The sequence below is a fragment of the Mesorhizobium sp. M0060 genome (assembly GCF_040323155.1).
Classification (GTDB): Bacteria; Pseudomonadota; Alphaproteobacteria; order Rhizobiales; family Rhizobiaceae; genus Mesorhizobium.
On the sequence record NZ_JAMYUP010000033.1, the window covers coordinates 1 to 25,219 of the forward strand.

A 25,219-nucleotide genomic window follows, 5' to 3' on the forward strand; every position below is an offset into this window, starting at 1 on the left:
TGCTGTATTGCTCGACGGACCGCCTCTGTCGTCGTGGCGCGGCCGTGTAGAATCTGTCCCATAGCGCGTCCTTTGATTCGGACGACAATGGTGCGCCATTAAAGCCTGAGATCAAACACCTAGGGCGTTCCCGGCTGCCAGCCGGGTTCGGCGAGTTCGAAGGCAGCGAAATCGAAGCCCGGAGCCACGGTGCAGCCGACCAGGGTCCATTCGCCGAGGCTGCGTGCCGACTGCCACCAGCCCGCCGGCACGACAATCTGCGGCCGCTCGCCCGCGGCAAGCGCCGTACCGAGGATCTGCTCGATAACGGGACCGTCTTCTCGATGTATCGAGAGCGCCAGCGGCGCGCCGTCATAGAAGTGCCAGACCTCCGCCGCGTCCCTGACCCGGTGCCAGGCCGACAATTGGTTCTTCTCCAGAAGGAAATAGATCGCCGTCGAATGGCCGCGGGCACCTTCCGCGCCATCGCGAAAGGTCTCGGCATACCAGCCGCCTTCCGGATGCGGCTTCAGGCCGAGCAGGGCGATGATTTCGGCGGAACTGGTCATGGCCGCTTAGAAATTGTCCTTGCGCTTGCGGATCTCGGCGAACACTTCGGCATCGGAGGCCTTCTCCAGGCCGAGATGCCTGCGGATCGCCGGATCGTGCCAGCGCAGGAACGGATTGGTCGACAGTTCCTCGCCGATCGTCGTCGGCAGCGTCGGCTTGCCGTCGGCACGCAGCGCCTCGATCTTGGCGGCGCGCTCTTTCAGCGCCGAATTGGTCGGGTCGACGGTGAGCGCGAAACGGGCGTTGGCCAGCGTATATTCATGGCCGCAATAGACGACCGTGTCGGCCGGCAGCGCCGCGAGCTTTTTCAGGGATTCGTACATCACCGGCGGCTTGCATTCGAGCAGCCGCCCACAGCCGAGCGCAAACAGCGTGTCGGCGGCGAATGCCACTTTCGACGCCGGCAGATGATACGTGACATGACCCGCCGTGTGGCCGGGTGTGGCGATGACCTCGATCCGCTCATCGCCGAGGTGGACGACCGAGCCTTGCTCGACGGTTTCGTCGATGCCGGGAATCTTTGCCTTTTCGGCTTCCGGCCCGACGATGCGCAGCTTGAAGCGCTCCTTCAGCGCCAGATTGGCCTCGACGTGGTCGAGATGGTGGTGGGTGGTCAGGATCATCGTCGGCGTCCAGCCGGTGCGCTTGATCGCGGCCAGGATCGGCGCCTCCTCGGGTGCGTCGATGAGCGCCGTCTGGCCGCTTTTCGGGTCATGCACCAGGACGCCGAAATTGTCGCTGCGGCACATGAATTGTTCGATCTCGACGGGCATCACATCTCTCCGTTTCTAGGCGCAGACATAGGGCGGCGGCCAGACGATGTCATCCGCCTTTGTTGAACTTGAACTGCTTCGAAGCTACCGTTCCGCCCATGCATTCAGATATTGTCGACCTCCGTTCCTTCTATTCGACCACTCTCGGGCGCCTGGCCGAGCGCTCGATCACCATGGCGCTGTCCTCGATATGGGCCGTCGTGCCCAACGAGCGGCTGGTCGGCCTTGGCTACACCTTGCCCTGGCTGGAGCGCTTCGGCAGCGATGCCGAGCGTGTCTTCGCCTTCATGCCGGCAACGCAGGGGGCGGTGGTCTGGCCGGCGACGGGGCCGACGGCGACGGCGCTGGTCTTCGACGAGGAGCTGCCGCTGGTCGATTCCTGCATTGATCGCATGCTGCTCGTCCATTCGCTCGAACATGTCGAGAACCCGCGCGAGACGCTGAACGAAATCTGGCGGGTGCTGTCGCCCGCCGGCCGTGTCGTCATCGTCGTGCCCAACCGGCGCGGCGTCTGGGCGCGCTTCGAGCATACGCCTTTCGGCAATGGCCGGCCGTTCTCGCGCGGCCAGCTGACCGAATTGCTGCGCGAAGCGAATTTCACCCCGGCCGCATGGTCCGATGCGCTGTTCTTCCCGCCGTCGCCGCGACGCTTCATGATGCGGTTCCACAATGTGCTGGAACGTGCCGGCCGGCGCTTCTGGCCGATCTTCTCCGGCGTCATCGTCGTCGAGGCGCAGAAGCGGCTCTATCAGGGCGTGCCGGTCGCCCAGCGCGCTTCCCGCCGCGTCTTCGTGCCGGTTCTCTCGCCGCACGGCGCGCCGACGCTCGGCCGGCTGTCACAGGCCGAACACCCGGCACCGCCAGGATGACGCGTTCGTGATCCGAGACGTGCTTTTTCACGCCTATCTGACGATATCAGATTTGCTGTCCGATTGAAGGCCGTGCGGCCGATCCCTGTGACCGGTTTGGCATTGCTCCGAATGCAAGGATCCACTCATGGCTGATCATCCGGATGTCGAGGCCCAGACGCTTGCCACGTCGATCGAAGCCAGCAGCCTGCGTGAGCAACTGGCAACGATCAAATTGGCGCTGACCACCTCGCCAGTGCGAAAACAATTGCTTTGGGCAGCGATCGGCATCGTCGCTGTCATCGTGGCGAGCTCGATCGGGCAGGTTCTGCTCAATCGCTGGAATCAGCCTTTCTACGACGCGCTGGCGCGGCGCGACATGCAGGGCTTCCTGCATCAGCTTCTGGTCTTTGCCGGCATCGCTGGCGGGCTTGTGGTGCTCAATGTCGGCCAGACCTGGCTCGACCAGATGCTCCGCCTGAAGCTGCGCGAGGCCCTGACGCTCGACCTGATCGGCGAATGGATGCGGCCGGCGCGCGCCTTCCGACTGACCCATGCCGGCGCCATCGGCGTCAATCCCGACCAGCGCCTGCAACAGGATGCCGGGCATCTCTCCGATCTTTCTACCGGTCTCGGCATCGGCCTGCTGCAGTCCTGCATCCTGCTTGCCTCCTTTGTTGGCGTCTTGTGGTCGTTGTCTTCCGGCTTCGTCTTCCATATAGGCGGCCATTCGCTGGCCATACCCGGCTACATGGTCTGGGCGGCGATCCTCTATGCGGGCACCGCCTCCTGGTTGAGCTGGCTGGTCGGGCGGCCGCTGATCCGCTTCAACAACGATCGCTATACGCGTGAAGCGGAGCTGCGCTCCTCGGTGGTTCGCGTCAACGAGAATGTCGATGCCATCGCGCTTGCGCATGGCGAGGCCGATGCCAGGCGCCGGCTCGAGTTCGACCTTGGCATGGTGCTGGGCGCCATGCGGCGTATCTACAGCGCCCAGATCAATCTTTCCTGGGTTACCGATACCTATGGCTGGATCACTGTCGTCGCGCCGATCCTCGTCGCTTCACCGGTCTATTTTGCCGGCGATATCAGCTTTGGCGGGTTGATGATGGCAGTCGGCGCCTTCAACCAGGTCCATTCCTCGCTGCGCTGGTTCATCAACAATATCGGCGGTATCGCCGATTGGCGCGCCACGCTGATGCGGGTCGCCGACTTCCGCATCGCGCTTGGCGACACCGACGCGCTGCACGATACGGAAAGGCGCATCGCCTTCGGCGAAAACCCGGACGGCAGCCTGACCTTCGAGAAACTTGAGATTGCCTCGCCGGACGGATGCACCAAGCTTGCCGAGCCGCATGTCGAAATCCGCGCCGGCGACCGCGTTATGATTACCGGAGATCCGGGCGCCGGCAAGACGCTGTTCTTCCGCGCCATTGCCGGTTTGTGGCCATGGGGCAGCGGACGGATCGGCATGCCGGCCGGAGAAGCGCCGATCTTTGTTCCGCGTACCCCCTATTTCCCGCTTGGCACGCTGCGCGAGGTGCTCAACCATTCAGATGGCGCGGCAACCGTGAGCGATGCCGAGATTTCGGCAGCGTTGGCCGAGGTCGGGCTCCAACGCCTGTCGTCCTCGCTCGATCGCTCGGCACGCTGGGAGCGTGAGCTCAGCGACGACGAGCAGCGTCTGCTGGCTTTTGCCAGGCTCGCCTTGCGGCGACCGAAATGGGTGATCATCGACGAGGCGCTGGATGCGTTCGACGGCGCGGCGCTGAGGCAAGTGCTGTCGATGCTGGAGAAGCGCCTTCCCGACGCCGCGATCCTCAATATCGGCCGCGGCCAGCAAAATATCCGCTTCTTCCCGCGGGCGTTGACCATCCTCAAGGATGCCGGCCAACCGGCCCTCAAGCCGGCCCGTGTCAGGGCAGGCGCCATCGAACCGCCCCCGGCTACCGCCTCGGCCGGCCGAAAGAAATAGAAGCCAAGCTTTATTTCGCCGCGATCGCGGCGAAAAACTGTCGCGATCGTTTCAGATGGGAACGTTCCGACCGACCATGCTTGACGCTCTCACCCTGCTCGCCTGCCTTGCCTGCGCCCCGGCAGCACCTGTGGCCGCGCCCGCCGATGCCGTTGCCGTCGACGTCGAGCTGGTGCTGGCCGTCGACATTTCGCAGTCGATGGATGAAAGGGAGTTTGCCCTGCAGCGCGCCGGCTATGTCGCGGCGCTGCGCCATCCCGACTTCATCAACGCCGCGCGTGCCGGCACCTCCGGCCGCATCGCCATCACCTATTTCGAATGGGCAGGCACCATCCGCGACGATGCGGTCATTGCCTGGCAGGTCATCGACAGCAAGGAGAGCGCCAACGCTTTCGCCGACAAGATCGCGGCCCGCCCGTTCAGGAGCTTTCGCGGCACCTCGATTTCCGGCGCACTTGCCTTCGGCGCCGCGCTTTTCGACGGCATGACCTTCGTCGGCAAACGCCGCGTCATCGATGTCTCGGGCGACGGCCCAAACAATAGCGGCTTGCCGGTCACAACGGCGCGCGACGCGGCGCTGGCGAAGGGCATCGTCATTAACGGGCTACCGATCCTGATCAGCCCGTCACCCACCTTCAGCCATCTCGACCGGTATTATGCCGAATGCGTCACCGGCGGGCCGGGCTCCTTCGTGCTGCCGATCTATGCGGCTTCCGAATTCGCCACCGCCATCCGCCGCAAGCTGGTGCTCGAGGTCAGCGGCATCGAGTATCCCAAGGAGGACCTGAGGACGATCCGCATCGACGCGCCGATCGACTGTCTGCAGGGCGAGCGCGACCGCCGGTTTTTCTCGGACCCGTATTTCCCTGAACTTGACCGCTAAGACCTTGCCGCAGGGGCCAAGTCTAGGCCGGCGGCAGGCCGAAGGCCGGAAACAGACTGGGGCCGAGCGGCCCGACATAGATCGTCAAAGAGGCGATTCCGCCTTCAGCGGGCTCGAACACATGCAGGGAATGGGCCCGCCACGCCGGGTCATCGCGACTGCGGGAATAGACCCCGACCGCCGGCTGGCCATTGGCTGCGGTGGCCACCGTGCGGAAGCCGCCAAAATTCCCCCAGACGGTCTCGAAGAAACCGCGGATCGCCTCCCGGCCTTGATACCATTCGCGCCAGGGCGGCATGTGATAGGTGGCGTCCTCACGCAGCAGCTCGATCAAGCTGTCGAGATTGGCGGCTTGCCAGGCCTGCATGTAACGCTCGAGCAGTCGTCCTTCTTCTGGATTGGGCCGCGATCGGGCCTCGGGCCGTCCCTGAGGGTAACGCGCCGCAAGCGTTGCGCGGGCGCGCTGCAATGCACTGTTGATCGAAGCCGTCGATCCGCCCAGCAAACGCGCCGTCTCGACAGCCGACCACCCCAGCACGTCGGAAAGCAGCAGCGCGGCGCGCTGCCTGGGCGGCAGATCCTGGATCGCGGCGACGAAGGCGAGCCGGACGGCTTCGCGGCTCTCGTAACGCGCTTCCGGACCTGGCCCGCTGTCGACGAGCCCTGGAAGCTCGGCATCGGGGTAGGGCTCCAGCCAGGTAATTTCGGCCGACGGCCCGCCTGTAGCCGAGCCGTGGGAGGGCGGTTGTCCGGGCTGCTGCAGAATGCGATGCGCCCTGGTCCGCGCCTTCAGCGCGTTGAGGCAAGCGTTGGTCGCGATCGTGTAAAGCCAGCCGCGAACCGAACCCCGCCCGTCGAACTCCGACCTGGCGCGCCAGGCGCGAAGAAACGTGTCCTGGACGAGGTCGTCCGCCTCGTGCAGCGAACCCATCATGCGGTAGCAATGCAGCTTGAGCTCGCGGCGATGCGCCGCCGTGACCTTCTCGAAGGCCAGCCGATCGAGAATCGGCTGGCCTTGCTGGCGTGCTGGCTCCAGAGGTGGCTGAGCGTCTGTCATGCGGCTTCCGGGTTCCGGGTCAGGTTTGCATTACGCGCGCCTCAGGCGGCCGGGGCAAGCCCGCTCCCGCTCACCATGAAGGTACTGCCTTGCGACTGGCCGGTGGCGAGTGCGACGACCGCCCGTCCGACATCGGCCGGCGTTTGCATGTCGGTCATGGCGGCGATGAAGTCCGCGGGCTGGATGCCCATATAGGCCGCGATACTGTCGACGCCGGCCTTGCCTACGCCGGTCTCCGGCATGATGCGCATCGGCGCGAGCGCCATGAAGCGCAGGCCGAGGCCGAGCCGATCGGACTCCTTCTGGCTATGGCCGGCCAGGAACATCTGCATGCGTTTTGCTCCGGCATAGCCGCCGGCATTCGGTGGCCCGCCGGTCAAGGCCGCGCCGCTGGAGATCAGAACGATCCGGGTTCCCGGCTTGAGCGGACGCCGCAGAGCGGACCGGCAAAACAGGAACGACGCCTTGACGTCCGTTTCCCAATTTGCGGAGAACGCCTTCCAGTTCTGTTCGTGCACCGGCGCGGAAGGGGCCAGCGCGCCTGCACAGATCACCAGGACGTCCGGCTCCAGCGCGGCGAAGACCCGATCGGGGGCGGAGTCCACGGTTGCATCGACCGCGAGCGTCTTAACGCCCGAAATTTCCCAGGCAAATTGCGCCAGGGACTGTTTTCCGCGGGCGACGGCCAGCACCGTCGCTCTCTCTTTGAGGGCGGCCTCCGCGATCGAACGGCCGACACCACGGCTGCCTCCGACGACGACGACATTCTGATTTTGCAACGATCCCATGGATCACCTCTCTATCCCAGCCGCCGGACCATCCAGGCGCGCTCATCGACAAGGACAGCGCAGGCGTGCCGAAATCATCGGTGCTGGTCAGAAATTTTCTCGGCATGGTCGGCAAGGCCCGCGCGAAGCCCGGAAGAAACGCGTCGGCGATGATCTGCCGAGCGATCATGTAAGGCGGAATGTCAGGATAACGGTGGGTTTTGCCGCGCAGATCAGTGGTTCGTGGTTTCTGCCGGTTAAACCTATCGTTTCAGCAGAAACACCGCTTGCTGACCGAAAAAGTTCCAGAACCACCACGGCATGGAGAAGCCGATCCTCTGGCCGTTGGCGTCGAGCGCAGTTGCCTTTTCTACGGTCGCGCCAAGCTCGTCGCACAGATTGACGAAGTCGCGAATGGTGCAGAAATGGATGTTGGGCGTGTCGTACCAGGAATAGGGCAGGTCCTTGGTCACCGGCATGCGGCCGTTGAAGAGCAGCGAAAAGCGCACCCGCCAATGGCCGAAATTGGGGAAAGAGACGATGGCGCGGTTGCCGATCCGGAGCAACTCGTCGAGCACCAGCTTCGGATTGCGGGTCGCCTGCAAGGTCTGCGACAAAACGACGAAGTCGAAACCCTTGTCGGGGTAGAATTCGAGGTCCTTGTCGGCATCCCCCTGGACGACCGACAGGCCGCGCGCCACGCATTCGTTGACGCCGCGCTGCGACAGCTCCAGCCCGCGGCCATCGACCTTCTTGGTCTCCTGCAGCAATTCGAGCAGCAGGCCGTCGCCGGAACCGACGTCCAGCACCCGCGACTGCGGCGGGATGAGCGCGGCGACGACTTCGAGGTCGACGCGCTGGGCGCGGTTGACGCTCATGGCTTCGCCTTCTGCTTGGCGCATGATCCTGATCCGAAAAGTCTGCAACTTTTCGGGGTCATGCGCCGAGCCCTCTCGCCCGCGCGGCCGAGGCGATGAAGCCTTTGATGGCGGCGAACAGTTCCGGCTCGTCGAGCAGGAAGGCATCGTGGCCGCGGTCGGTCTCGATCTCGACGAACGATACCGAAGCGCCGGCCGCGTTCAGCGCGTGGACGACCGAGCGGCTCTCCTCGGTCGGGAACAGCCAGTCGCTGGTGAAGGAGACCAGGCAGAAGCGCGTCTTGGTGCCGGCGAAGGCATCGGCCAGCCGGCCGCCATGGTCGGCGGCGAGATCGAAATAGTCCATCGCCCGGGTCATGTAGAGATAGGAATTGGCATCGAAGCGATCGACGAAGGTCATGCCCTGATGGCGCAGATAGCTCTCGATCTGGAAGTCGGCATCGAAACCGAAGGTCAAAGCTTCGCGGTCCTGCAGGTTACGGCCGAACTTGCGGTGCAGCGCTGCTTCCGACAGATAGGTGATGTGGGCGGCCATGCGCGCCACCGCCAGCCCCTTTTCCGGCCGCTTGCCATGCTCGAAATATTTGCCGCCATGCCAGTCCGGATCGGCCATCACCGCCTGCCTGCCGACCTCGTGGAAAGCGATGTTCTGCGAGGAATGGCGGGCGCCGGTGGCGATCGGCAGCGCCGAGAAGACGCGCTCGGGATAGCTGGAGGCCCATTGCAGCACCTGCATGCCGCCCATCGAGCCGCCTAGCACGCTGAACAGCTTTTCGATGCCGAAATGCTCGACCAGCATCAGCTGCGCGCGCACCATGTCACGGATGGTGATGATCGGCAGGTCGAGCCCGTAAGGCTTGCCGGTGGCGGGATCGGTCGAGGCGGGGCCGGTGGAACCGAGGCAGCCGCCGATGACGTTGGACGAGATGACGAAGAAGCGGTCGGTGTCGATGATCTTGCCGGGGCCGATCAGCACCTCCCACCAGCCCGGCTTGCCGGTCACCGGATTGGTGTTGGCGACATGCTGGTCGCCGGTCAGCGCATGGCAGACGAGGATGGCATTGGAGCGCGCATCGTTGAGCGTGCCATAGGTCTGGTAGGCGATCTGGAACGGCGACAGCAGCGTGCCGGCGTCGAGCTTGAGCGGCTTGTCGGCGCCGAAACGCAACACCGGGCTCGACGGCTGGTCGGCCTCGTTGTTGGTTTTTCGAGCGCGCAGAGCGACCATCACATCTCCTTGCCCCGCCTTCAGTTGTCCGCCGGTCTGGGGCAACAACCAGTCAGGGCAACAAAAAACCGGCCATGCCTTCGCAAAGCCGGTTACAAGATGCAAACGGCCCTTTAGCAAGTTGTTTAACGTGGCTGCAAGCCGACCGGCCAAATCACCACGGAACTGTCGCTGCTCTTCTATGACTCGCGCGTGGCTTCGTCAACGGCAAGTTCTTCATCCTGAATTGCCGCCCCTCGACATTCCGGGCCATGGCTTGTATTTCCGCTGCGGCCTTCGGATGGAGGCACCCTCGACGGATTTCATAATATGAGCCAGACACCGGACCAGACACGTCCAACGCCCCGCGCCGGCATCATGGACATCGAAGCCTATGTGCCCGGCAAGAGCACGGCGCCCGCCGGTGTCGCCAAGGTCCACAAACTGTCGTCGAACGAGAACCCGCTCGGTCCTTCGCCGAAAGCAATAGAGGCCGCGCGCGCGGTTGCCGACAAGCTCGCGGTCTATCCCGACGGCAGCGCCAGGCGCCTGAGGGAAGCGATCGCTGAGGTGCATGGGCTCAATCCGGCGAACATCATCTGCTCCAACGGTTCCGACGAGATCCTGGGCCTGCTTGCGCAGACCTACCTCGCTCCCGGCGACGAGGCGATCATCACCGAACACGGCTTCATGGTCTACAAGATCTACATACAGTCGGCCGGTGCTGTCCCGGTGACGGTCAAGGAGACCGATGAACGCGCCGATATCGATGCAATACTGGCCGCGGTGACGCCGCGTACCAGGATCATCTTCCTTGCCAATCCCAACAATCCAACCGGCACTTACGTGCCGTTCCAGGAAGTGCGCCGCCTGCATGCCGGCCTGCCGCGAAACGTGCTTCTGGTGCTGGATGCCGCCTATGCCGAATATGTCCGGCGCAACGACTATGAAGCCGGTGTCGAACTGGTGGGCGGCACCGATAATGTCGTCATGACGCGGACCTTCTCGAAATTGGGCCTTGGCGGGGCGCGGATCGGCTGGATGTATGCGCCAATGCACATCGTCGATGCGATCAACCGCGTGCGCGGCCCCTTCAACGTCAATGCGACGGCGATCGAGGCCGGCATCGCCGCGATCCGCGACCGCGTCCATATCGAGCGCAGCGTCGCCCATAACGAGACCTGGCTGGCCTGGCTGAGCGAGCAATTGACCGGGCTCGGGCTGCGGGTGACGCCGAGCGTCGGCAATTTCATCCTCATCCACTTTCCCGAGGACGAAAAGCATTCGGCGGCGGCCGCCGACGACTATCTCAGCCAGCGCGGCTACATATTGCGGCGGGTTTCCGGCTACGGATTTCCGAACGCGCTGCGCATGAGCATCGGCACCGAAGAGGCCAATCGCGGCGTTGTCGCCGCACTCGCGACATTTCTGAAAAGCTAGAACCATGACATCACCGATGTTCGAAAAGATCGCGCTGGTCGGCATCGGCCTGATCGGTTCGTCGCTGGCGCGGGTCATCCGCCGCGAAGGACTCGCCGGCCAAGTCGCCATTTCGACGCGCAGCGAAGCGACGCTGGCGCGGGCCAGCCAACTTGGCCTTGGCGACACCTACACGACGGATGCGGAAGAAGCGGTTCGCGACGCCGATCTGGTCATCGTTTCGGTGCCGGTCGGCTCTTCGGGCACGGTCGCCGCGGAGATCGCACCGGCGCTGAAAAAGGGCGCCATCCTCACCGATGTCGGCTCGACCAAGGCGTCGGTGATCGCGCAGATGCAGCCGCATGTGCCGGCGGGCGTTCACTTCATTCCCGGCCATCCGCTGGCCGGCACCGAAAAATCGGGACCGGATGCCGGTTTTGCCGAACTGTTCGAGAACCGCTGGTGCATCTTCACGCCGCTGCCCGGCACCGATGCCGAGGCGCTGGAAAAGCTATCCGAATTCTGGCGCCGCTGCGGCTCCAACATCGACACCATGGACCCCCAGCATCACGACATGACGCTGGCCATCGTTTCGCACCTGCCGCACATCATCGCCTATAACATCGTCGGTACCGCCGACGATCTGGAGTCGGTGACCAAGTCCGAGGTCATCAAGTACTCGGCCTCCGGCTTTCGCGACTTCACCCGTCTTGCGGCTTCCGACCCGACGATGTGGCGCGACGTCTGCCTGCACAACAAGGACGCTATCCTCGAAATGCTGGCGCGGTTTTCCGAGGATCTAGCGTCGCTACAACGGGCGATCCGCTGGGGCGACGGCGAAAAACTGTTCGACCTGTTCACCCGCACCCGCGCCGTCCGCCGTTCGATCATCGAGGCGGGCCAGGACATCGACGCGCCGGATTTCGGCCGCCAGGCAGTCGAACACCCGGTAAAGGGGTAAGCCCGCGGCAAGCCGATCGCAGGCCAGACCGCCTAATCGAGCGGCTTGATCTTGCCTAGCGGGATGAAGCCGAGCGAGGCCTTGCCCTTGACGATCTTCAGCGGCATCGACGGCTGGTTGCCGAGCAGCGCCAGTCCGGCAAAGCCGGCTTGGATCTCTTTCTTCTGCTCGGGGATGGCGGTGGCGAGGATTGCCGCCACGGCCTTTGGATCGTTGAGCTTGATCGTCAGGTCGGCATTTATGAGACCGTCGTCGTCGACCGACAGCGGTCCGGAAACGGTGATGCGCGCAGTTCCGGACGACAGATCGAGCTTGTGGATTTCGGCAGCCTGGCCGCGCAGGCTCTTCGGATTTGTCTTGATCAGCGCCACGCCGTTCTTCAGCGTCACGTCGCCACTGCCGTCGAACGGCGGCAAGACGCGCCCGTCGATGGCCGCCGCATCGATTTCGAGATCGGTGAAATTGCCGGCATAGTCGATATCCTGGCCGTTTGGACGCAATTGCCCTGCGGCGGTTCCGGCACTGAACAGCGAGACGGGATCGGTATCGTCCGCCGGATCGGTCTGGCCGGACAGGCCTTCCGCCTGCAGCGAGAGGTGCCTCGGCAGCGGCCAAGACAGCTTCATGCCGGCTTGCAAATCATCCCAGTCGATCCACAGCGGCGTCATGCCGGGAACCGAGGTCCTGAGCGGCCCCCTGAGCTCGGCGGCAGGCGACAGAAGCCGTATGATCTGCGTGGCGGCGTTGATTTTGCCGGTTGAGGCAGCGACGTTGCGGCTGTCGTCCTCGTAAGCCAGACTGTCGCAGGAAACGGTGAAGCTGAAGGGATAGCCGCTGACCGCGAGATTGGCGCAGTCGGCCTTGATGCCCTTTTCGTCGAGATCGGTCACCGCCTTGCCGGCTGCGCTCTCGACCAGGTCCGCCAGGTAGAACCAGCCGGCGCTGTAGATGCCGAACAGCACGAGGATGAAAGCGGCAAGCCACAACAGGCGGCGACGTTGGTTGGGCGGCGGGCGCTCGTCACTTGACGTCATGCTGCGGCTTTCGTTAACGCGGGTGGCATGGGTGGGCTGTCGCTTGCGGCAACAACAGGTAGACGGACTGAAACACCACCGGTGGGGTGGTCGTCACAATCAGGCTTGGCGATATGGGCGATTTTTGGGTTTTTGGCTACGGCTCACTGATCTGGCGACCGGGATTCGCGCATGTCGAGACGCGGCGCGCCCGCCTGCATGGCTACGCCGTTCGCTCTGCGTTTATTCTTTCGTGCATCGCGGCACGCGCGAACGGCCGGGCCTGGTGCTCGGCCTCGACCGCGGCGGCTCCTGCATCGGGCTGGCGTTCCAGGTTCCAGGCGAGCTGCGCAACGAGGTCATCACCTATCTGCGCGAACGTGAGCTGGTCACCAACGTCTATCTCGAACGTATGCTCAGCGTTCGCCTCGACAAGAGTGAGACGGATGGGGGCGAGACGGTCGAAGCCATCGCCTATGTCGTGGACCGCAGCCATGAGCAATATGCCGGTGCACTCGACGCGGCGGCGGCGGCGGCCGTCGTTCGCGGCGCCGTCGGCCAGTCGGGGAGGAATGAGGACTACGTGCTCAGCACGCTGGAGCACCTCGAAGCACTGGGTATAAGCGACCACTGGCTGGAAGAGGTGACAAGACGGATCGCGACGTAGCTTCTGTTATCGTTGACCATGATGTTTTCGGTGTCGTGGTCCGGGCTACATCCTGAAAATCTGTTTTCCAAGATCGGCGCGATCCAGGCTGTTTGCCACGGCAAGCTTGAACTCGGTCAGCGGGTGGAGACCGCCGACAGGAACGTGGAAGCCGGGCTGGCCGAAGATGTCGATGATCTCGCGTAGCACAGGCCGGTCGGCTTCGACCGGCGGCGAAAAGAAGTAGCGATAGATATTCGCCCTGATTTCGACGCCGCTCAGCAACACATCGAAATTGTGCAGTTCGAAGCGCTCGGCACTCATGCCGCCATTGATCACCATCTGCCCGCCGAGCGCCAGGGTGCGGATCAATTCGCCGCTGGCAGGTCCGCCGACATTGTCGATAATCCCGTTCAATCCGGCGCCACCGGTGATATCCATCACCGCTTCCCGGATGCTTGCCTTCAAGTCCGAAAGGTCAAGAATGGCGGCGGCGCCAAGCGTCTTCAGGTCAAAGCTTTGGTGCGAGCGCCGCACCAGCGCGATGACGTTGATGCCGCGTCGTTGGGCGAACTGCATCACCATTGTCGAAATCGACGAATAGCCGGCCGTGACAGCCAGCCACTGGCCAGGCTGCACACGGGAATCCACCATCAGATCCCACGCGGTAATGGGGTTCACCATCTGCCCGGCGCGTTCGACCGGATAGCCGGCAGGCAACGGGATCAGCCATTCGGCGGGAATGGCCGCGTACTCGGCCCAACTGCCATAATAGCTGAACGCGACAAGCGTGCCCGGATCCAGCAAGACGTTCGCGCCGACGGCTTCGACGATGCCGGCGCCATGGTTTCCCGCGCTCTGCCGGGGAAAATGCGGCTTCTTCGGTTCGGGATAGAGATTCTGGATAAACAGGAAGTCGCCCGGATTGATCGAGGCCGAGACCATCCTGACCAGCACCTCGCCGTCGCCGATCCGCGGCATCGGCAGGTCGTCCACATAGAGCACGTCGCGCGGCGAGCCGATTGCGTCAAATACAATTGCTTTCATGCCGGTCTCCATAACAAACGATCCGGGGCAAACAGTCTGGGCCCGGCCAGACCGCGCCGAGATTTGCGTCGGCGCCGCGGAACTTACGGCCGGCCGGCAAAAGTCAGAATTGGCAGATTTGACAATCTATGTGCTAAATTTGCCAGATGTTTCCTCAGAGAATGCTGGTTTGGATATCGGGGACCAGCGTCCTGAGGCGGCGAAGACGCTTCTTGAAGGCACCAGACTCGGCATTGCCGAAATCGCGCCGTAGGACTGCCGCCTGGCGAATTTCGATGCAAGAGCCAATAGCCATTGGCTGGACACGGGGCGCGGCGGGTCGCGGCTTTGTGAAGCGCCGGCGGGCTGGAAAAAAGGCTATGCGTTTGACGTTGCCGCGGCACGCCATAGGTTAGCCCGGTCGGCGGCTCCCACCCGCCCCAGCATGAATCACCATGGAGATCAGCCTTGCAGAAACGTCGTCTCGGTCGCACCGACCTATCCATCGCGCCATTGGTTCTGGGCGGCAATGTGTTCGGCTGGACCGCCGATGAGAAAACCTCGTTCGACCTGCTCGACCGCTTTGTCGACGCCGGCCTCAACGCCATCGACACGGCCGATTCCTATTCGCGCTGGATTCCCGGCCACCAGGGCGGCGAATCCGAAACCATCATCGGCAAATGGATGAAGAGCCGCGGGAACCGCGCCAAGGTTGTCGTCATCACCAAGGTCGGTTCGGACATGGGCCAGGGCAAGAGGGATCTGTCCGCCGCCTATATCGAAAAGGCCATCGACGCCTCGCTGAAGCGGCTGCAGGTCGATACCATCGATCTCTATCTGTCGCACTGGCCTGATCCGGCCACTCCCTATGAAGAAACGCTCGGCGCCTACCAGAAACTGCTCGACACGGGCAAAATCCGCTATGCCGGCGCTTCCAACCTCGACGCCGCCCAGTTACGCGCCGCACTCGACGTAGCAAGCCTGCGCGGCCTGCCGCGCTACGAGGTGCTGCAGCCGGAATACAATCTCTACGACCGCTCGTCCTTCGATGGTCCGCTGCGCGATCTGTGCGCGGCCGAGGACATCGGCGTCATCACCTATTTCAGCCTCGCCAAGGGCTTTTTAAGCGGCAAGTACCGGAGCGAAGCCGACCTCGGCAAAAGCCCGCGCGGCGGTGGTGTCAAAGGATATCTCAACGCGCGCGGCATGCGCATTCTTTCAGCACTCGACGCCGTGTCGGGCAGACATTCGGCCAAGCAGGCGGAAGTGGCGCTTGCCTGGGTGATGGCGCGCCCCGGCGTCACCGCTCCGATCGCCAGCGCGACAACGCTCGACCAGCTCGACAGCCTGGTTCGTGCCGCGTCGTTGCAGCTCAGCCCGGACGATATCGCCGAACTCGACAAAGCCAGCGCCTAGCCGCGGTTTGGAGCTGCTTATCTATCCAGGATATTCAAGCAGTAGATCCGTCAGCTGAGCGCGAACGAGCTTGCACGATCGTTCAAGACGGGCACCGCCGCCTTGCCTTACCGTCCCTGCATCGTCGCAGGATGCAGGGACGCCGCATGGCCGCACAGGTTCTTATCGATCAGCAGCTATGGCAGCAATTGCTGGCGCTTGTGCTGGCATCGGCCATCGTCATGGGCAGCCCGGGACCGGCGACGATAAGCGTCACCGCGGTCGGTGCCGCGTTCGGCCTGCGTGATTCGCTCCGCTATGCCTCGGGCATCGTTTTCGGCACGATCCTCGTGCTGCTGGTGGTGGCGACGGGCATCATGGCCGTTCTCGCCGCGTTGCCGAAGCTTGCGGCGCTGCTGGCGGTCGCCTCAGCGGCCTACATCCTTTACCTGGCGTTCAAGATAGCGACGGCGCCGCCACTGGCGGCGCGCGTCGGTGGAGCGGCCCTTCCCACCTTCCTTGGTGGATTCCTTCTGGCCGTCGCCAACCCGAAAGCCTATGTGGCGATTGCCGCCGTGTTCGCCGGCGCGTCTTCTGGCGCCGGCGATCTTGCTGTTTCAGCCAAGCTGGCGGTCCTCGCCTTGATGATCGTTGCCATTCATCTCTTGTGGCTTCTCGCCGGCGCGGCCTTTGCACGTATGTTGCGCAAACCCTTGGCTTCGCGGATCGTCAATCTGGTGTTTGCCGTGACGCTGGTTGCGACAGCCGCTCTGGCTGCCCTGCCGTGAGCCCTTGCGGCATCTGAGGCTGTTGTTTCAGCCTTTCATTTCAGGTTTCGCGTCCAGCTCACCAAGCCTTTTCACTGCCGTCGGCGGCATCGGCGGCGGGTTCGGCGTCTGCGCCGCCTCGACGAGGAGCTGGTCGCAGGCGGCTTCCGTCTCGCCGATCAGCCGTTGCATGAATTCATCCTTGCCGAGGCCGGGCGGGATCGGCGGCAGGAAGTGCGCCTTGATCGTGCCGGGATAGCGCAGGAATTTACGGCGCGGCCAATAGAGGCCGGCGACGTGAGCGACCGGCACCACCGGAATGCCAAGTTGCGCATAGAGTTCGACGATGCCGTATTTATAGACCGGTTCGTCGCCCGGCGCCCGGCGCGTGCCCTCGGGATAGATGATGAGTTGGCGGGGATTGCGCGCCAATTCCTGTTTGGTCGCGGCGATCACCATCTTCAAAGCCTTCGACCGGCTGCCGCGGTCGACCGGAATCATCCGCATTTTCAAGATGTACCAGCCGAAGAACGGGATCCAGGTCAGCTCCCGCTTCAATATGTAAACGGGATCGTCGAGGAACGGCAGGAAGGCGATCGCGTCCCAGAAGGATTGGTGCTTCGGCGCCAGGATGAAGGAGCCTTTGGGCAGGTTTTCCTGGCCTGTGATCTCGCTCCTGGTGCCGGCGATCTTGTCGTAGAGCCACATGCTGGTGCGCGACCAGAATTTCGGCACAAACCAGGCGCGATGGCGCGGCGACAGGAAATAATACGGGGTCCAGAGGATCATCTGGACGATCAAATTGAGGTAGAAGGCGAGATTGAACGCCAGCGAGCGGATATGGAGCATGCAGCAAGTGCCCGGTGAGGAGGTGTGCGTTGGTTACACCAAGCGCCGGCAAAAAGGAAACGGCGCGAGGCCGGAGATCGGTTCCGGTCTTGCGATAGGCCGTCTCCGTCACGCCTGCCACGCCGCCTGTACCAGGCGCTGCTTCAGGCGCGGGGCCGCGAAGTCGAGGAACGCGCGCAGCTTCACCGGCAGCAGCCCCTGGCCGGCATGGACGAGGCTTACCGGCCATGGCTCGGGCTCGAACTCCTGCAGCACAGGGCGTAGCGTACCCGATCGAATTGCGGTGGCGATCTGGTAGGAAAGCAGCCTGGTCACGCCGACGCCAGCAATCGCCGCATCGATTGCCGCCTCAGCGGTGTTGACCCGTAGCCGGGAGCGGATCGGCACGGCGAATTCGGCCTTGCCGGTGGCGAAGCTCCAGCTGGCGGCGGTGAGCCCTTCGAAGGTGATTGCACTGTGCGCCGCAAGCTCTTGCGGGGTTTTCGGCGTGCCGTGCTCGGCGAGATAGGCCGGGCTCGCGCAAACGACGCGGCGGATCGATCCCAGGCGGAGGGCGATCAGGCTCGAATCGGCAAGCTGGCCGATGCGGATGGCGAGATCGATGTGCTCCTCGACCAACTGGGTTATCCGATCGGCGAGCGTCAGCCGGACGCTCACGTCGGGGTAGGCGGCGAGGAAGCCGGTGACGACCGGCAGCACATGCAGGCGGCCAAAGACGATCGGTGCGGTAACGATCAGTTCGCCGGTCGGGGCGCTGTATTCCCCCGCGGCTGTCCGCTCGGCCTCGCCGACCTCGTCGAGAATGCGACGACAGGCGGCGAGATAGGCGTGGCCCGCGTCGGTCAGTGACAGCTGCCGCGCCGAGCGATTCAACAGCCGTGTCTTCAGGTGTTTTTCCAGGTCCGAAATCTTGCGACTGACAGTTGTCAGCGGAATGCCGAAGCGGCGCCCAGCGGCCGAAAGACTGCCTGTCTCCGCCGCGGCAACGAAAAGCGACATGGACTGGAGGCGATCCATAGCTCTCCCGAAAAATTGCTCCTTCCGAAAAGTGGAAGGATAGATTGCAGATATGGCATCTGCATCTCGAAGATGGAAGGCTCTATTTCCGGAGTGAGTAATGCAGCGCAGTTCGGCGCTTCAGGAGGGTTTTGATGAACGCTCACACCAGCGATGTCGCCTTCACACCGACGGTCAAGGCGATCCAGGCCCGCAAGGGCACGCGCCAGACCTATGCCCGTGTCGAGGAGCGTGGCGGCTGGCAGGCAGCAATCACGCCCGATCTCGCCGCTTTCGTCGAGGCCCAGACCAGTGTCTTCCTGTCGACCGCCAATGCGGATGGCCAGCCTTACATCCAGCATCGCGGCGGGCCTGCCGGGTTCCTCACGGTACTTGATGAGCGGACGATCGGCTTTGCCGATTTTTCCGGCAACAGGCAGTTCATCACTCAGGGCAACCTCAGCGACAACCCGCAGGCTTTCCTGTTCCTGATCGACTATGCGCAGCGGCAGCGCATCAAGATCTGGGGCAAAGCGCGCGTCGTCGAGGGTGATGCCGAGCTGACGGCAAGACTGATGCCGCACGACTATAAAGCGCGACCCGAGCAGGTCATCCTGTTTGCGGTTTCGGCCTGGGATTCCAATTGCTCGCAGCATATCCCGCAGCGTTTCGAAGCGGCCGACGTGGCGGCGGCTCTGGCCGAACGCGACAGGCGCATAGAACGGCTCGAGCAGGAGATCGCGCGCTTGCGCTCGGATCCAACAGCCAGGGAATGAAAAGTGCCAGTGCCGTTCAGTTTCCGCCCGCGGCGTCGGCCAGCGTGACGCCGTTGGGCGTTTGCTTCGCCGGCATGATGCCGCGCGCCAGCGCCAGCAGGTATTTGCTGTATTCGGTGAACAGCACGCGCAACGCTTCCGGCTTGGTCAGCCAGCCGCCATTCTCGAGGTTGGTGTTGACCACCGGATAGGGCTCGAGCCTTGCGCCGTGCAGCAGCCGGCCCATTTCCAGCAGGCTGCGCGGCATGTGATAATTGTTGGTGACGAGGATGACGGTGCCGTAGGCGTGGTCCTCGACCCATTTGGCGCTTTCCTCGGCGTTGCCGATCGTGTCGAGCGCAGCGCGGTCGATGTCGACGCAGCAAGAAAACAGCCTCTTGTCGCCGCCGGTCGCGGCTTGAAGCTGGCGGCGGCTGGCGGAAGGATGGACGCCGCTGATCAGCAGCCGCTCGCCCTTGCCTGACGCAAGCAGGCCCATCGCGGCGTCGAGGCGCGACTGGCCGCCGGTCAGCACGATGATAGCGTCGGCCCTTGCCGGATTGGCGGGCGTCGTCAGATGGCTGACGGTATTGGCGAACCAGCCGAAGCCGGCGACAAACAGCGCCACGAGAGCGAGCAGAAGGAGAGCCGAGATGCGCAAGGAGCGGGCTGCCAGCAGCCGCCCGTGTTTGGCGAACCCATCTGGCTTGACGAACTCGTCTGGCTTGGTGAATTCATGCGGACGCGCAACCAGCACCGGCATGCACCCAGCGGTATCGGTCGAGTCCCGGTCCATCATCGCATGGTTAATCCCGAAATACGGCCTTTGGTAGGAAAAAAATGCAATTTTCGTGACGATGCGTTTTCATCCGTGATCGATCTTTCCTTTAGCCGGCGTCCGGCTGGCGAATGTCGATGTCGCTGAGATAGGTAACCACGGTGAAATGTGACGTTGCCGCCGTCAGCGCGCCGATCACCAGCACCATGACAGCGACCCCGAGATAGCCTGCGGAGCCGATGGCGAAATTGCCGAACAGGGCGGTAGCCTGGTCGGCCTGCGGCGTTGCCATGTTGCGTGACGACCACCAGGAGAAGATGATGAAGACGAGGATCGCCGCGGCGCCGCCTGCCGCGGCGCCCTTCATGCCGGTAACCAGAAAATGCCGGCGGAATTCGCGTGCGATGAAGCGCGCCTCGGCGCCGACGAAATGCAGCACCTCGATGATGTGGCCGTTTCCGGCCATGGCGCCGCGCGTCGCGAACACCACTGTCAGCACCGTCGCCGACAGCATCAGCGCCAGCACAGCGATGCCGATCGTTACCGTGGTCCGGGCCATGGCAACCAGCCGGTCAACCCAGGTGCGATGATCGTCGAGCGAGGCACTCGGCAGCTTCGGCGTGATCGCCGCGCGCAGTGCGACAAAATCGGGCGGGTTGTTCTCGTCGATGGTGACGATGATCAAGCGCGGCACCGGCAGCTCATCGATGTTCAAGCCCGAGCCCAACCAGGGCTCGAGCAGCCGGGCCGTTGCCTCGCGGTCGACGATCTCGGCGCTTTTCACGCCGGGGAATTCGCCGGCGATCTGCGAGGCCTGGGCAAGCGCGGCCTCCATGTCGAGGCCGTCGACCGGCTTGATCTGGATCGTCGCCTCGCGCGAGATCTGATTCTGCCAGACCGAGGCGGTGTCGCGCACCAGCGTTACCGCGCCGAAGGTCAGGCAAGACAGAAACGTCATGATGGCGATGACCAGCACCAGCGCCCGGCCGGCGACGTTCTGCGCCGGCACGATCGGCGCCATCTTGCGCTGAACGCGGGGCTTTGCCGCCGCGGCGTCCTGATCCTCGAACTGTTGGACGGAAAGCTCAGTCATAGATGTCCAGCCTTCCGCCGGCCAGGATCATGCGCCGTGCGTCGACCTGTTCCATCAGGCCGAGGTCGTGCGTGGCGATCACCACGGCAGTGCCCAGTCGGTTGAGCTCGATGAACAGCCGCAGCAGGCGTCGCGCCAGCGGCGGGTCGACATTGCCGGTAGGCTCGTCAGCGAGCAGGATCTCGGGCTGCTCGATCAAGGCCCGGGCGATCGCGGCGCGCTGCTTCTCGCCGCCGGACAGCACTGGCGGCAGCACATGCATGCGCTCACCGAGGCCGACCCATTTCAGCAGCTCGGTGACGTCGGTGCGGTAGGTCGCCTCCTCGCGGCCGCGCACGCGCAGCGGCAAGGCCACGTTCTCGTAGGTGGTCATATGGTCGAGCAGGCGAAAATCCTGGAACACCACGCCGATGCGGCGTCTCAGATGCGGCAATTCGGTGCGCGAGATGCGCGAGCGGTCCTTGCCGAAAATGGTGATCAGGCCGCGCGTCGGCTTCAGCGACATGAACAGGAGCCGCAGCAACGTCGTCTTGCCGGCGCCCGAAGGTCCGCTCAGGAACTGAAAGGAGCGCTCCGGAATGTGCAAGGAGATGTCGCGGAGGATCTCCGGACCCATGCCATAGCGGAGGCCGACATTTTCGAAGCGGATCACTTTCGACGACCTGGAATTCTCGGCGGCAAGATGCCAGCCCTTTCTGTGGAAAGACCATCGGCCGGCATGGTTAACCGGCGGTTAATTAGGGGGCTTTTCGAGCGAGTCACAGGGGTTCCGGTGGGGAAGCGTTAACCATTTCCGTTTACCCAAAAGAAACGAACAGCGAACAGGTGCTGTAGTGTTGGGCCATGATGGCTGAGGATCGAACCGCGCGCCCGGTTTCCGGCGAAATCATGACCGACCCGGCCGCCGAGCCGGAACGCATCATGCGCGACGTGACCGCCGACGTCATCGATGCCGATTATGAGGTGCTGCCCCGCCATTTTACGCGTCCAGACTTTGCGCCGCCGGCTACGCGCATGATTTCTACGCCTTCGATCGAAGGCATGGACATGTTGCGCAAGCCCGAAACCGCCGTCGAACGGCCGTTGTGGTTGCACGGTGGGCCGATCTTCTGGATTGCCGGCGTCGGCGCCGCCTTTGCCGCCTTCTGGATTTCGGGCGGCCACGCGCTGGTTCGTTAGAACGGCGCCAGAAAATCAACAGGTTACCAGATAAACGGTTCGCGATGCGCTGCGGACATCCGACCGTTCGCGGGCGCCCTGCGAAAGATTTGGCTTTGCCAGCCGGCTCGACATGCCTAGAAACGGGGTTGAAGACCGTTTCGGTCAGCTTCGCCTGCGAGGCGATCACTTTTGGAAAGGCGGCCAATGCCAGTTGTGCGCGGCAAGGACATCGAAGTCCTGTTTTCGGCGTCCGCCATCGCGCGGCGGAACCTGGAACTTGCCAAGGAGATCGCCGGGCACCATTACCACGACCTTCTGGTAATCTCGGTGCTGAAGGGATCGTTCATTTTCGCCGCCGATCTTATCCGTGCCATGCACGATGTCGGCCTGTCGCCGGAGGTCGAGTTCATCTTCATCTCCAGCTACGGTGCCGGGACGACCAGCGGTGAGGTGAGGGTGCTGCGCGACATCGACAACGAGGTCGCCGGCCGCGACGTGCTTTTGATCGACGACATCCTCGAATCCGGCAAGACGCTGAGCTTCACCCGCGACCTCATGCTGTCGCGCGGAGCCAGGAGCTGTGCCATCGCCGTGCTGCTCGACAAGCGGATGCGCCGCCAGACCACGCTCAACGCCGATTATGTCGGCTTCGACTGCCCCGATTATTTCGTCGTCGGTTATGGCATGGACGTCGCCCACGCGTTTCGCGAATTGCCGTTTGTCGGCGTCGTCAAGGGCGACGCCTGAGGCCTTTTGAAAATTCTACTCCGGCGGTCATCTGACGCGGTTTTCTGCGCTTCCGGTGCTCACGGACTTGAATGTCCGCTCCGCTCCGGTTCTCGAAAACCACGCCATATGCCTCGCCGGAGCGAATTTTGAAAAGGCCTCATGGCCTTTCCTGGCTTTCAGGAAACATCAACTTTTCCCCGTCAAATATCCTGCCCATGGCAAAGCTCCTGATCGTCGAGGACGATGAATCCGTCCGCACCCTCGCCGCCCGTGCGCTCGAACGCGCCGGGCATAATGTCACCATTGCCGCCGACGGCGCGCACGGTCTTTCTCTGATCCGGGCGGCGCAAGGTGGCTACGACCTTGTGCTGTCCGACATCCGCATGCCCGAGATGGACGGCATCGAGATGGCCAAGGCGGCAGTGGTCCTTTTCCCGGCGATGAAGATCATGCTGATGACCGGCTATGCCGACCAGCGCGAGCGCGCCGAGGAATTGGACGGCATTATTCTCGACGTCGTGCAAAAACCGTTCACGCTGGCTGAAATCCGCGCCCGCGTCGAACAGGTGCTCGCCTGCTTCGCCTGACCGCCTTCAGGCAGGGTCGCAGGTCGCCGCAATGGCTGGCGCGCCGCTCCGGCGCCGGCTGGCATTGAGCGCAAACAGGCCGGCGCCGATGATGAGGGCTGCGCCGGCCGCCGTCGCCGGTCGCGGCACTTCGGCAAAGAACAGAAAACCCCATAGCGGCGACCAGATGATGCCGGTGTATTCGAAGGTGGCGACGCTGTTGGCGGGCGCCAGCCGGTAGGCCTGCGACAACAGGATCATTCCGGCCGAGGCAACGAAGCCGCATGCCCCCATCTTCAAGAGATCCAGCGTTGTCGGCCAAACCCATGGCCGGACGAGGAATTCGAGGCTCGGATGCACGGCATGGTCAATACCTGCCAGCCAAAACAAGCCCGCCACCAAGCCAGCGCCGACCAGATAGGCGCCGTTCTGGTAAAACGCCATGACGGTCGACGATTCGGTGTCGCCGATCTTGCGTGCCATCAATTGCGAGAAACCGTAGAGCAGAGCCGAGCCTAGCGACAGCAGCGCCGCCCAGTCGAACAAGCCGGCACCCGGGCGCACCATCACCAGCACGCCGAGCATGCCGACCAGGACGGTGGCAAGCGCCTGCCAGGACACGCGTTCGCCGAGATAAGGGCCGGCCAGCGCCATGATGAACAGCGGCGCCATGAAATAGAGCGCCACCGCGTCAGCCAGCGGCAGGGCGGCGATTGCCAGATAGTAGGCCGTGTAGGAGGTGAACTGGATGAAGGCGCGCATCGTCAGCATGCCGAATCGCTTCGACAGGATCGCCTGCAATCCGACATCGGCGTGCACGAGGAAAACCAGGATCGGCAGTGCGACGATCGAGCGGATCGCCATCACCTCCGTGACCGGATAGTGGCTCGACACCGCCTTGACCAGCGGGTCCTGCAGCGAAAAGACCAGCACGCCGAGACAGAGGCTGAGGATGCCGAGCACAAGCCGATTCTGCATAGGCGCTCCGGTCTCCTGCATGCGCGGTCGGAAGCAGGCCTGCATCCGGGTAAAAAGAACCCGCCACCGTTTCGGGCAGCGGGTACGAGTGAGGACTTTTGATTGGTCCGCGGCCGATTTCGCGGCCGCATATCCAATGGGTGAGATGACTATCGTCCGCCGTTTGACATGTTGCAAACGAATTGGAATGATGCCAGCTATCAGATATTCTTATGGCGGACGGCATGCGACCCAATCTCGACAGCGACCTGTTGCGCACCTTCGTGGCGGTCGCCGACACCGGCAATTTCACCAAGGCGGCGGAGCGGGCCGGCCGCACCCAGTCGGCGGTCTCGATGCAGATGAAGAAGCTCGAAGGCATGGTCGGCGACAGCCTGTTCGAGCGCGGCTCGCGCGGTGTGGCGCTGACGCGGCGCGGCGGCGAGCTCATCGCCAACGCCCGCCGGATTGTGTCGCTGCTCGACGAGACGGCGGCATCGATGGTCGCGGCGCCGCTCGGCGGCCCGGTGCGCATCGGCATCCCGGAGGAATATGGCCACGCGATCCTGTCGCGCGCGCTCGGCGCCTTTGCCAAGCGCCATCCTCAGGTCGACATCACCGTCCGTTACGCGCATTCTGGTGCGCAGATCGCGGCGCTCGCCGCCGGCGAACTCGATCTGGCGGTGGTGTTCGAATGGCAGGATCTCACAGGCGGCGAGGTGCTGATGCATGACCCGACCGTATGGGTGACGTCGGAGCTGCACCAGATGCAGGAGGAGCGGCCGGTACCGATCGCGCTCTACAACCGTGCCGGCTGGTGCAAGGATTTCGCGATAAAGTCGCTGGAACAGCGCGGTCTCGCCTACCGTGTCGCCTACACCAGCGATACCAATGGCGGCCTGCGGCTCGCCGTCACCTCCGGGTTGGCGATTGCGCCGATCTCGCGCAGCAACATCCCGGCCGGCTGCCGCGAACTTACGGCCGCCGACGGGTTCGGCGACATCGATTCCTCGAACGTAGTGCTGCGGCGCAATCCGAACGCTTCCGGCGAGGCTATCGACGGGATGGAAGAGGCGATTCGCGAGGCGTTCACCAACCGTTAAACATGTCGCTCAGTCCGGCGATGGCGGTCACCACGGACCGCGCACGGCGATCTTCCGAATATAGAGGG

General features: G+C 63.6%; 26 protein-coding genes, 1 pseudogene and 1 riboswitch. Of the genes and pseudogenes, 13 read left to right on the forward strand and 14 right to left on the reverse strand.

What is annotated here, in order from left to right; all coding sequences use genetic code 11:
- Positions 1-119: 119 nt before the first annotated feature.
- Both NKJ94_RS24995 and gloB read right to left on the reverse strand, forming a co-directional pair.
- Positions 120-548: a cupin domain-containing protein gene (locus NKJ94_RS24995; RefSeq protein ID WP_352528813.1), complete on the reverse strand. Its 429-nt coding sequence runs from the start codon at positions 546-548 to the stop codon at positions 120-122.
- A 6-nt stretch (positions 549-554) separates the two neighbouring features.
- Positions 555-1,322 carry a hydroxyacylglutathione hydrolase gene (gene gloB, locus NKJ94_RS25000; RefSeq protein WP_352528815.1) on the reverse strand — a complete coding sequence of 256 codons (768 nt, stop codon included), beginning with the start codon at positions 1,320-1,322 and terminating at the stop codon, positions 555-557.
- A 98-nt stretch (positions 1,323-1,420) separates the two neighbouring features.
- Here gloB and NKJ94_RS25005 point away from each other — a divergent pair, with 98 nt between their 5' ends.
- The 3 genes from NKJ94_RS25005 (at position 1,421) to NKJ94_RS25015 (ending at position 5,028) form a co-directional block, all read left to right on the forward strand.
- Positions 1,421-2,191: a class I SAM-dependent methyltransferase gene (locus tag NKJ94_RS25005; RefSeq protein WP_352528817.1), complete on the forward strand. Its 771-nt coding sequence runs from the start codon at positions 1,421-1,423 to the stop codon at positions 2,189-2,191.
- 127 nt (positions 2,192-2,318) lie between these two features.
- On the forward strand, positions 2,319-4,145 hold the full coding sequence (locus tag NKJ94_RS25010; protein ID WP_352528819.1) for an ABC transporter ATP-binding protein/permease: 1,827 nt from the start codon (positions 2,319-2,321) through the stop codon (positions 4,143-4,145).
- A 76-nt stretch (positions 4,146-4,221) separates the two neighbouring features.
- The gene (locus tag NKJ94_RS25015) at positions 4,222-5,028 is read left to right on the forward strand and encodes a DUF1194 domain-containing protein (protein ID WP_352528821.1); all 807 of its coding nucleotides are present in this window, start codon (positions 4,222-4,224) and stop codon (positions 5,026-5,028) included.
- A gap of 22 nt (positions 5,029-5,050) precedes the next feature.
- Here the strand turns inward: NKJ94_RS25015 and NKJ94_RS25020 are convergent, their stop codons facing one another.
- The 4 genes from NKJ94_RS25020 to metX all read right to left on the reverse strand — a co-directional run bounded on the left by NKJ94_RS25020 (position 5,051) and on the right by metX (position 8,958).
- Entirely contained in the window at positions 5,051-6,085 is a 1,035-nt protein-coding gene (locus NKJ94_RS25020; RefSeq protein ID WP_352528823.1) for an RNA polymerase subunit sigma-70, read from the reverse strand.
- 41 nt (positions 6,086-6,126) lie between these two features.
- Positions 6,127-6,873 carry an SDR family NAD(P)-dependent oxidoreductase gene (locus NKJ94_RS25025; RefSeq protein WP_352528825.1) on the reverse strand — a complete coding sequence of 249 codons (747 nt, stop codon included), beginning with the start codon at positions 6,871-6,873 and terminating at the stop codon, positions 6,127-6,129.
- Positions 6,874-7,115: 242 nt separating this feature from the next.
- Complete coding sequence (metW, locus tag NKJ94_RS25030; RefSeq protein ID WP_352528924.1) at positions 7,116-7,730, reverse strand: methionine biosynthesis protein MetW; 615 nt, start codon at positions 7,728-7,730, stop codon at positions 7,116-7,118.
- Between the two features lie 58 nt (positions 7,731-7,788).
- Positions 7,789-8,958, reverse strand: a complete 1,170-nt coding sequence (gene metX, locus NKJ94_RS25035) for a homoserine O-acetyltransferase MetX (RefSeq protein WP_352528827.1) — start codon at positions 8,956-8,958, stop codon at positions 7,789-7,791.
- A 93-nt stretch (positions 8,959-9,051) separates the two neighbouring features.
- Positions 9,052-9,129, reverse strand: a riboswitch (SAM riboswitch).
- Positions 9,130-9,267: 138 nt separating this feature from the next.
- On the opposite strand from metX, the gene hisC reads away from it, so the two are divergent.
- Both hisC and NKJ94_RS25045 read left to right on the forward strand, forming a co-directional pair.
- On the forward strand, positions 9,268-10,377 hold the full coding sequence (hisC, locus tag NKJ94_RS25040; protein WP_352528829.1) for a histidinol-phosphate transaminase: 1,110 nt from the start codon (positions 9,268-9,270) through the stop codon (positions 10,375-10,377).
- A 4-nt stretch (positions 10,378-10,381) separates the two neighbouring features.
- Positions 10,382-11,317, forward strand: coding sequence for a prephenate/arogenate dehydrogenase family protein (locus NKJ94_RS25045; protein WP_352528831.1), 936 nt, complete (start codon positions 10,382-10,384; stop codon positions 11,315-11,317).
- 32 nt (positions 11,318-11,349) lie between these two features.
- Here NKJ94_RS25045 and NKJ94_RS25050 read toward each other — a convergent pair whose 3' ends face one another.
- On the reverse strand, positions 11,350-12,351 hold the full coding sequence (locus NKJ94_RS25050; RefSeq protein ID WP_352528833.1) for a DUF2125 domain-containing protein: 1,002 nt from the start codon (positions 12,349-12,351) through the stop codon (positions 11,350-11,352).
- A 113-nt stretch (positions 12,352-12,464) separates the two neighbouring features.
- On the opposite strand from NKJ94_RS25050, the pseudogene NKJ94_RS25055 reads away from it, so the two are divergent.
- A pseudogene (locus tag NKJ94_RS25055) lies at positions 12,465-12,997 on the forward strand (gamma-glutamylcyclotransferase).
- A 45-nt stretch (positions 12,998-13,042) separates the two neighbouring features.
- On the opposite strand, the gene NKJ94_RS25060 reads toward NKJ94_RS25055, so the two are convergent.
- On the reverse strand, positions 13,043-14,023 hold the full coding sequence (locus tag NKJ94_RS25060) for a quinone oxidoreductase family protein (RefSeq protein ID WP_352528835.1): 981 nt from the start codon (positions 14,021-14,023) through the stop codon (positions 13,043-13,045).
- A gap of 447 nt (positions 14,024-14,470) precedes the next feature.
- Between NKJ94_RS25060 and NKJ94_RS25065 the strand changes: the two genes are divergently transcribed.
- Both NKJ94_RS25065 and NKJ94_RS25070 read left to right on the forward strand, forming a co-directional pair.
- Positions 14,471-15,418, forward strand: coding sequence for an aldo/keto reductase (locus tag NKJ94_RS25065; RefSeq protein WP_352528837.1), 948 nt, complete (start codon positions 14,471-14,473; stop codon positions 15,416-15,418).
- 146 nt (positions 15,419-15,564) lie between these two features.
- On the forward strand, positions 15,565-16,185 hold the full coding sequence (locus NKJ94_RS25070; RefSeq protein ID WP_352528839.1) for a LysE family translocator: 621 nt from the start codon (positions 15,565-15,567) through the stop codon (positions 16,183-16,185).
- Positions 16,186-16,212: 27 nt separating this feature from the next.
- Here NKJ94_RS25070 and NKJ94_RS25075 read toward each other — a convergent pair whose 3' ends face one another.
- Positions 16,213-17,013 carry a lysophospholipid acyltransferase family protein gene (locus tag NKJ94_RS25075; RefSeq protein ID WP_352528841.1) on the reverse strand — a complete coding sequence of 267 codons (801 nt, stop codon included), beginning with the start codon at positions 17,011-17,013 and terminating at the stop codon, positions 16,213-16,215.
- A gap of 108 nt (positions 17,014-17,121) precedes the next feature.
- Complete coding sequence (locus NKJ94_RS25080) at positions 17,122-18,030, reverse strand: LysR family transcriptional regulator (protein ID WP_352528843.1); 909 nt, start codon at positions 18,028-18,030, stop codon at positions 17,122-17,124.
- A gap of 134 nt (positions 18,031-18,164) precedes the next feature.
- On the opposite strand from NKJ94_RS25080, the gene NKJ94_RS25085 reads away from it, so the two are divergent.
- The gene (locus NKJ94_RS25085) at positions 18,165-18,785 is read left to right on the forward strand and encodes a pyridoxamine 5'-phosphate oxidase family protein (RefSeq protein ID WP_352528845.1); all 621 of its coding nucleotides are present in this window, start codon (positions 18,165-18,167) and stop codon (positions 18,783-18,785) included.
- Positions 18,786-18,801: 16 nt separating this feature from the next.
- On the opposite strand, the gene NKJ94_RS25090 is transcribed toward NKJ94_RS25085, so the two are convergent.
- The 3 genes from NKJ94_RS25090 to ftsE form a co-directional block, all read right to left on the reverse strand.
- On the reverse strand, positions 18,802-19,563 hold the full coding sequence (locus tag NKJ94_RS25090) for a YdcF family protein (protein WP_352528847.1): 762 nt from the start codon (positions 19,561-19,563) through the stop codon (positions 18,802-18,804).
- A gap of 88 nt (positions 19,564-19,651) precedes the next feature.
- Positions 19,652-20,635: a cell division protein FtsX gene (locus tag NKJ94_RS25095; protein ID WP_352528849.1), complete on the reverse strand. Its 984-nt coding sequence runs from the start codon at positions 20,633-20,635 to the stop codon at positions 19,652-19,654.
- Positions 20,628-21,287, reverse strand: a complete 660-nt coding sequence (gene ftsE, locus NKJ94_RS25100) for a cell division ATP-binding protein FtsE (protein WP_023677923.1) — start codon at positions 21,285-21,287, stop codon at positions 20,628-20,630. The genes NKJ94_RS25095 and ftsE overlap by 8 nt, the downstream gene beginning before the upstream one ends.
- Positions 21,288-21,523: 236 nt before the next feature.
- On the opposite strand from ftsE, the gene NKJ94_RS25105 reads away from it, so the two are divergent.
- The 3 genes from NKJ94_RS25105 (at position 21,524) to NKJ94_RS25115 (ending at position 23,112) form a co-directional block, all read left to right on the forward strand.
- Positions 21,524-21,814: a hypothetical protein gene (locus NKJ94_RS25105; RefSeq protein WP_352528851.1), complete on the forward strand. Its 291-nt coding sequence runs from the start codon at positions 21,524-21,526 to the stop codon at positions 21,812-21,814.
- Between the two features lie 186 nt (positions 21,815-22,000).
- Positions 22,001-22,543: a hypoxanthine phosphoribosyltransferase gene (gene hpt, locus NKJ94_RS25110; protein ID WP_352528853.1), complete on the forward strand. Its 543-nt coding sequence runs from the start codon at positions 22,001-22,003 to the stop codon at positions 22,541-22,543.
- Positions 22,544-22,740: 197 nt separating this feature from the next.
- Positions 22,741-23,112 carry a response regulator gene (locus NKJ94_RS25115; protein ID WP_352528855.1) on the forward strand — a complete coding sequence of 124 codons (372 nt, stop codon included), beginning with the start codon at positions 22,741-22,743 and terminating at the stop codon, positions 23,110-23,112.
- A 6-nt stretch (positions 23,113-23,118) separates the two neighbouring features.
- Here the strand turns inward: NKJ94_RS25115 and NKJ94_RS25120 are convergent, their stop codons facing one another.
- Positions 23,119-24,069, reverse strand: a complete 951-nt coding sequence (locus NKJ94_RS25120) for a DMT family transporter (protein WP_352528857.1) — start codon at positions 24,067-24,069, stop codon at positions 23,119-23,121.
- 224 nt (positions 24,070-24,293) lie between these two features.
- On the opposite strand from NKJ94_RS25120, the gene NKJ94_RS25125 reads away from it, so the two are divergent.
- A complete protein-coding gene (locus tag NKJ94_RS25125; RefSeq protein WP_352528858.1) occupies positions 24,294-25,151 on the forward strand; it encodes a LysR substrate-binding domain-containing protein in 858 nt (285 codons plus the stop codon).
- The last annotated feature ends 68 nt before the right edge of the window (positions 25,152-25,219 follow it).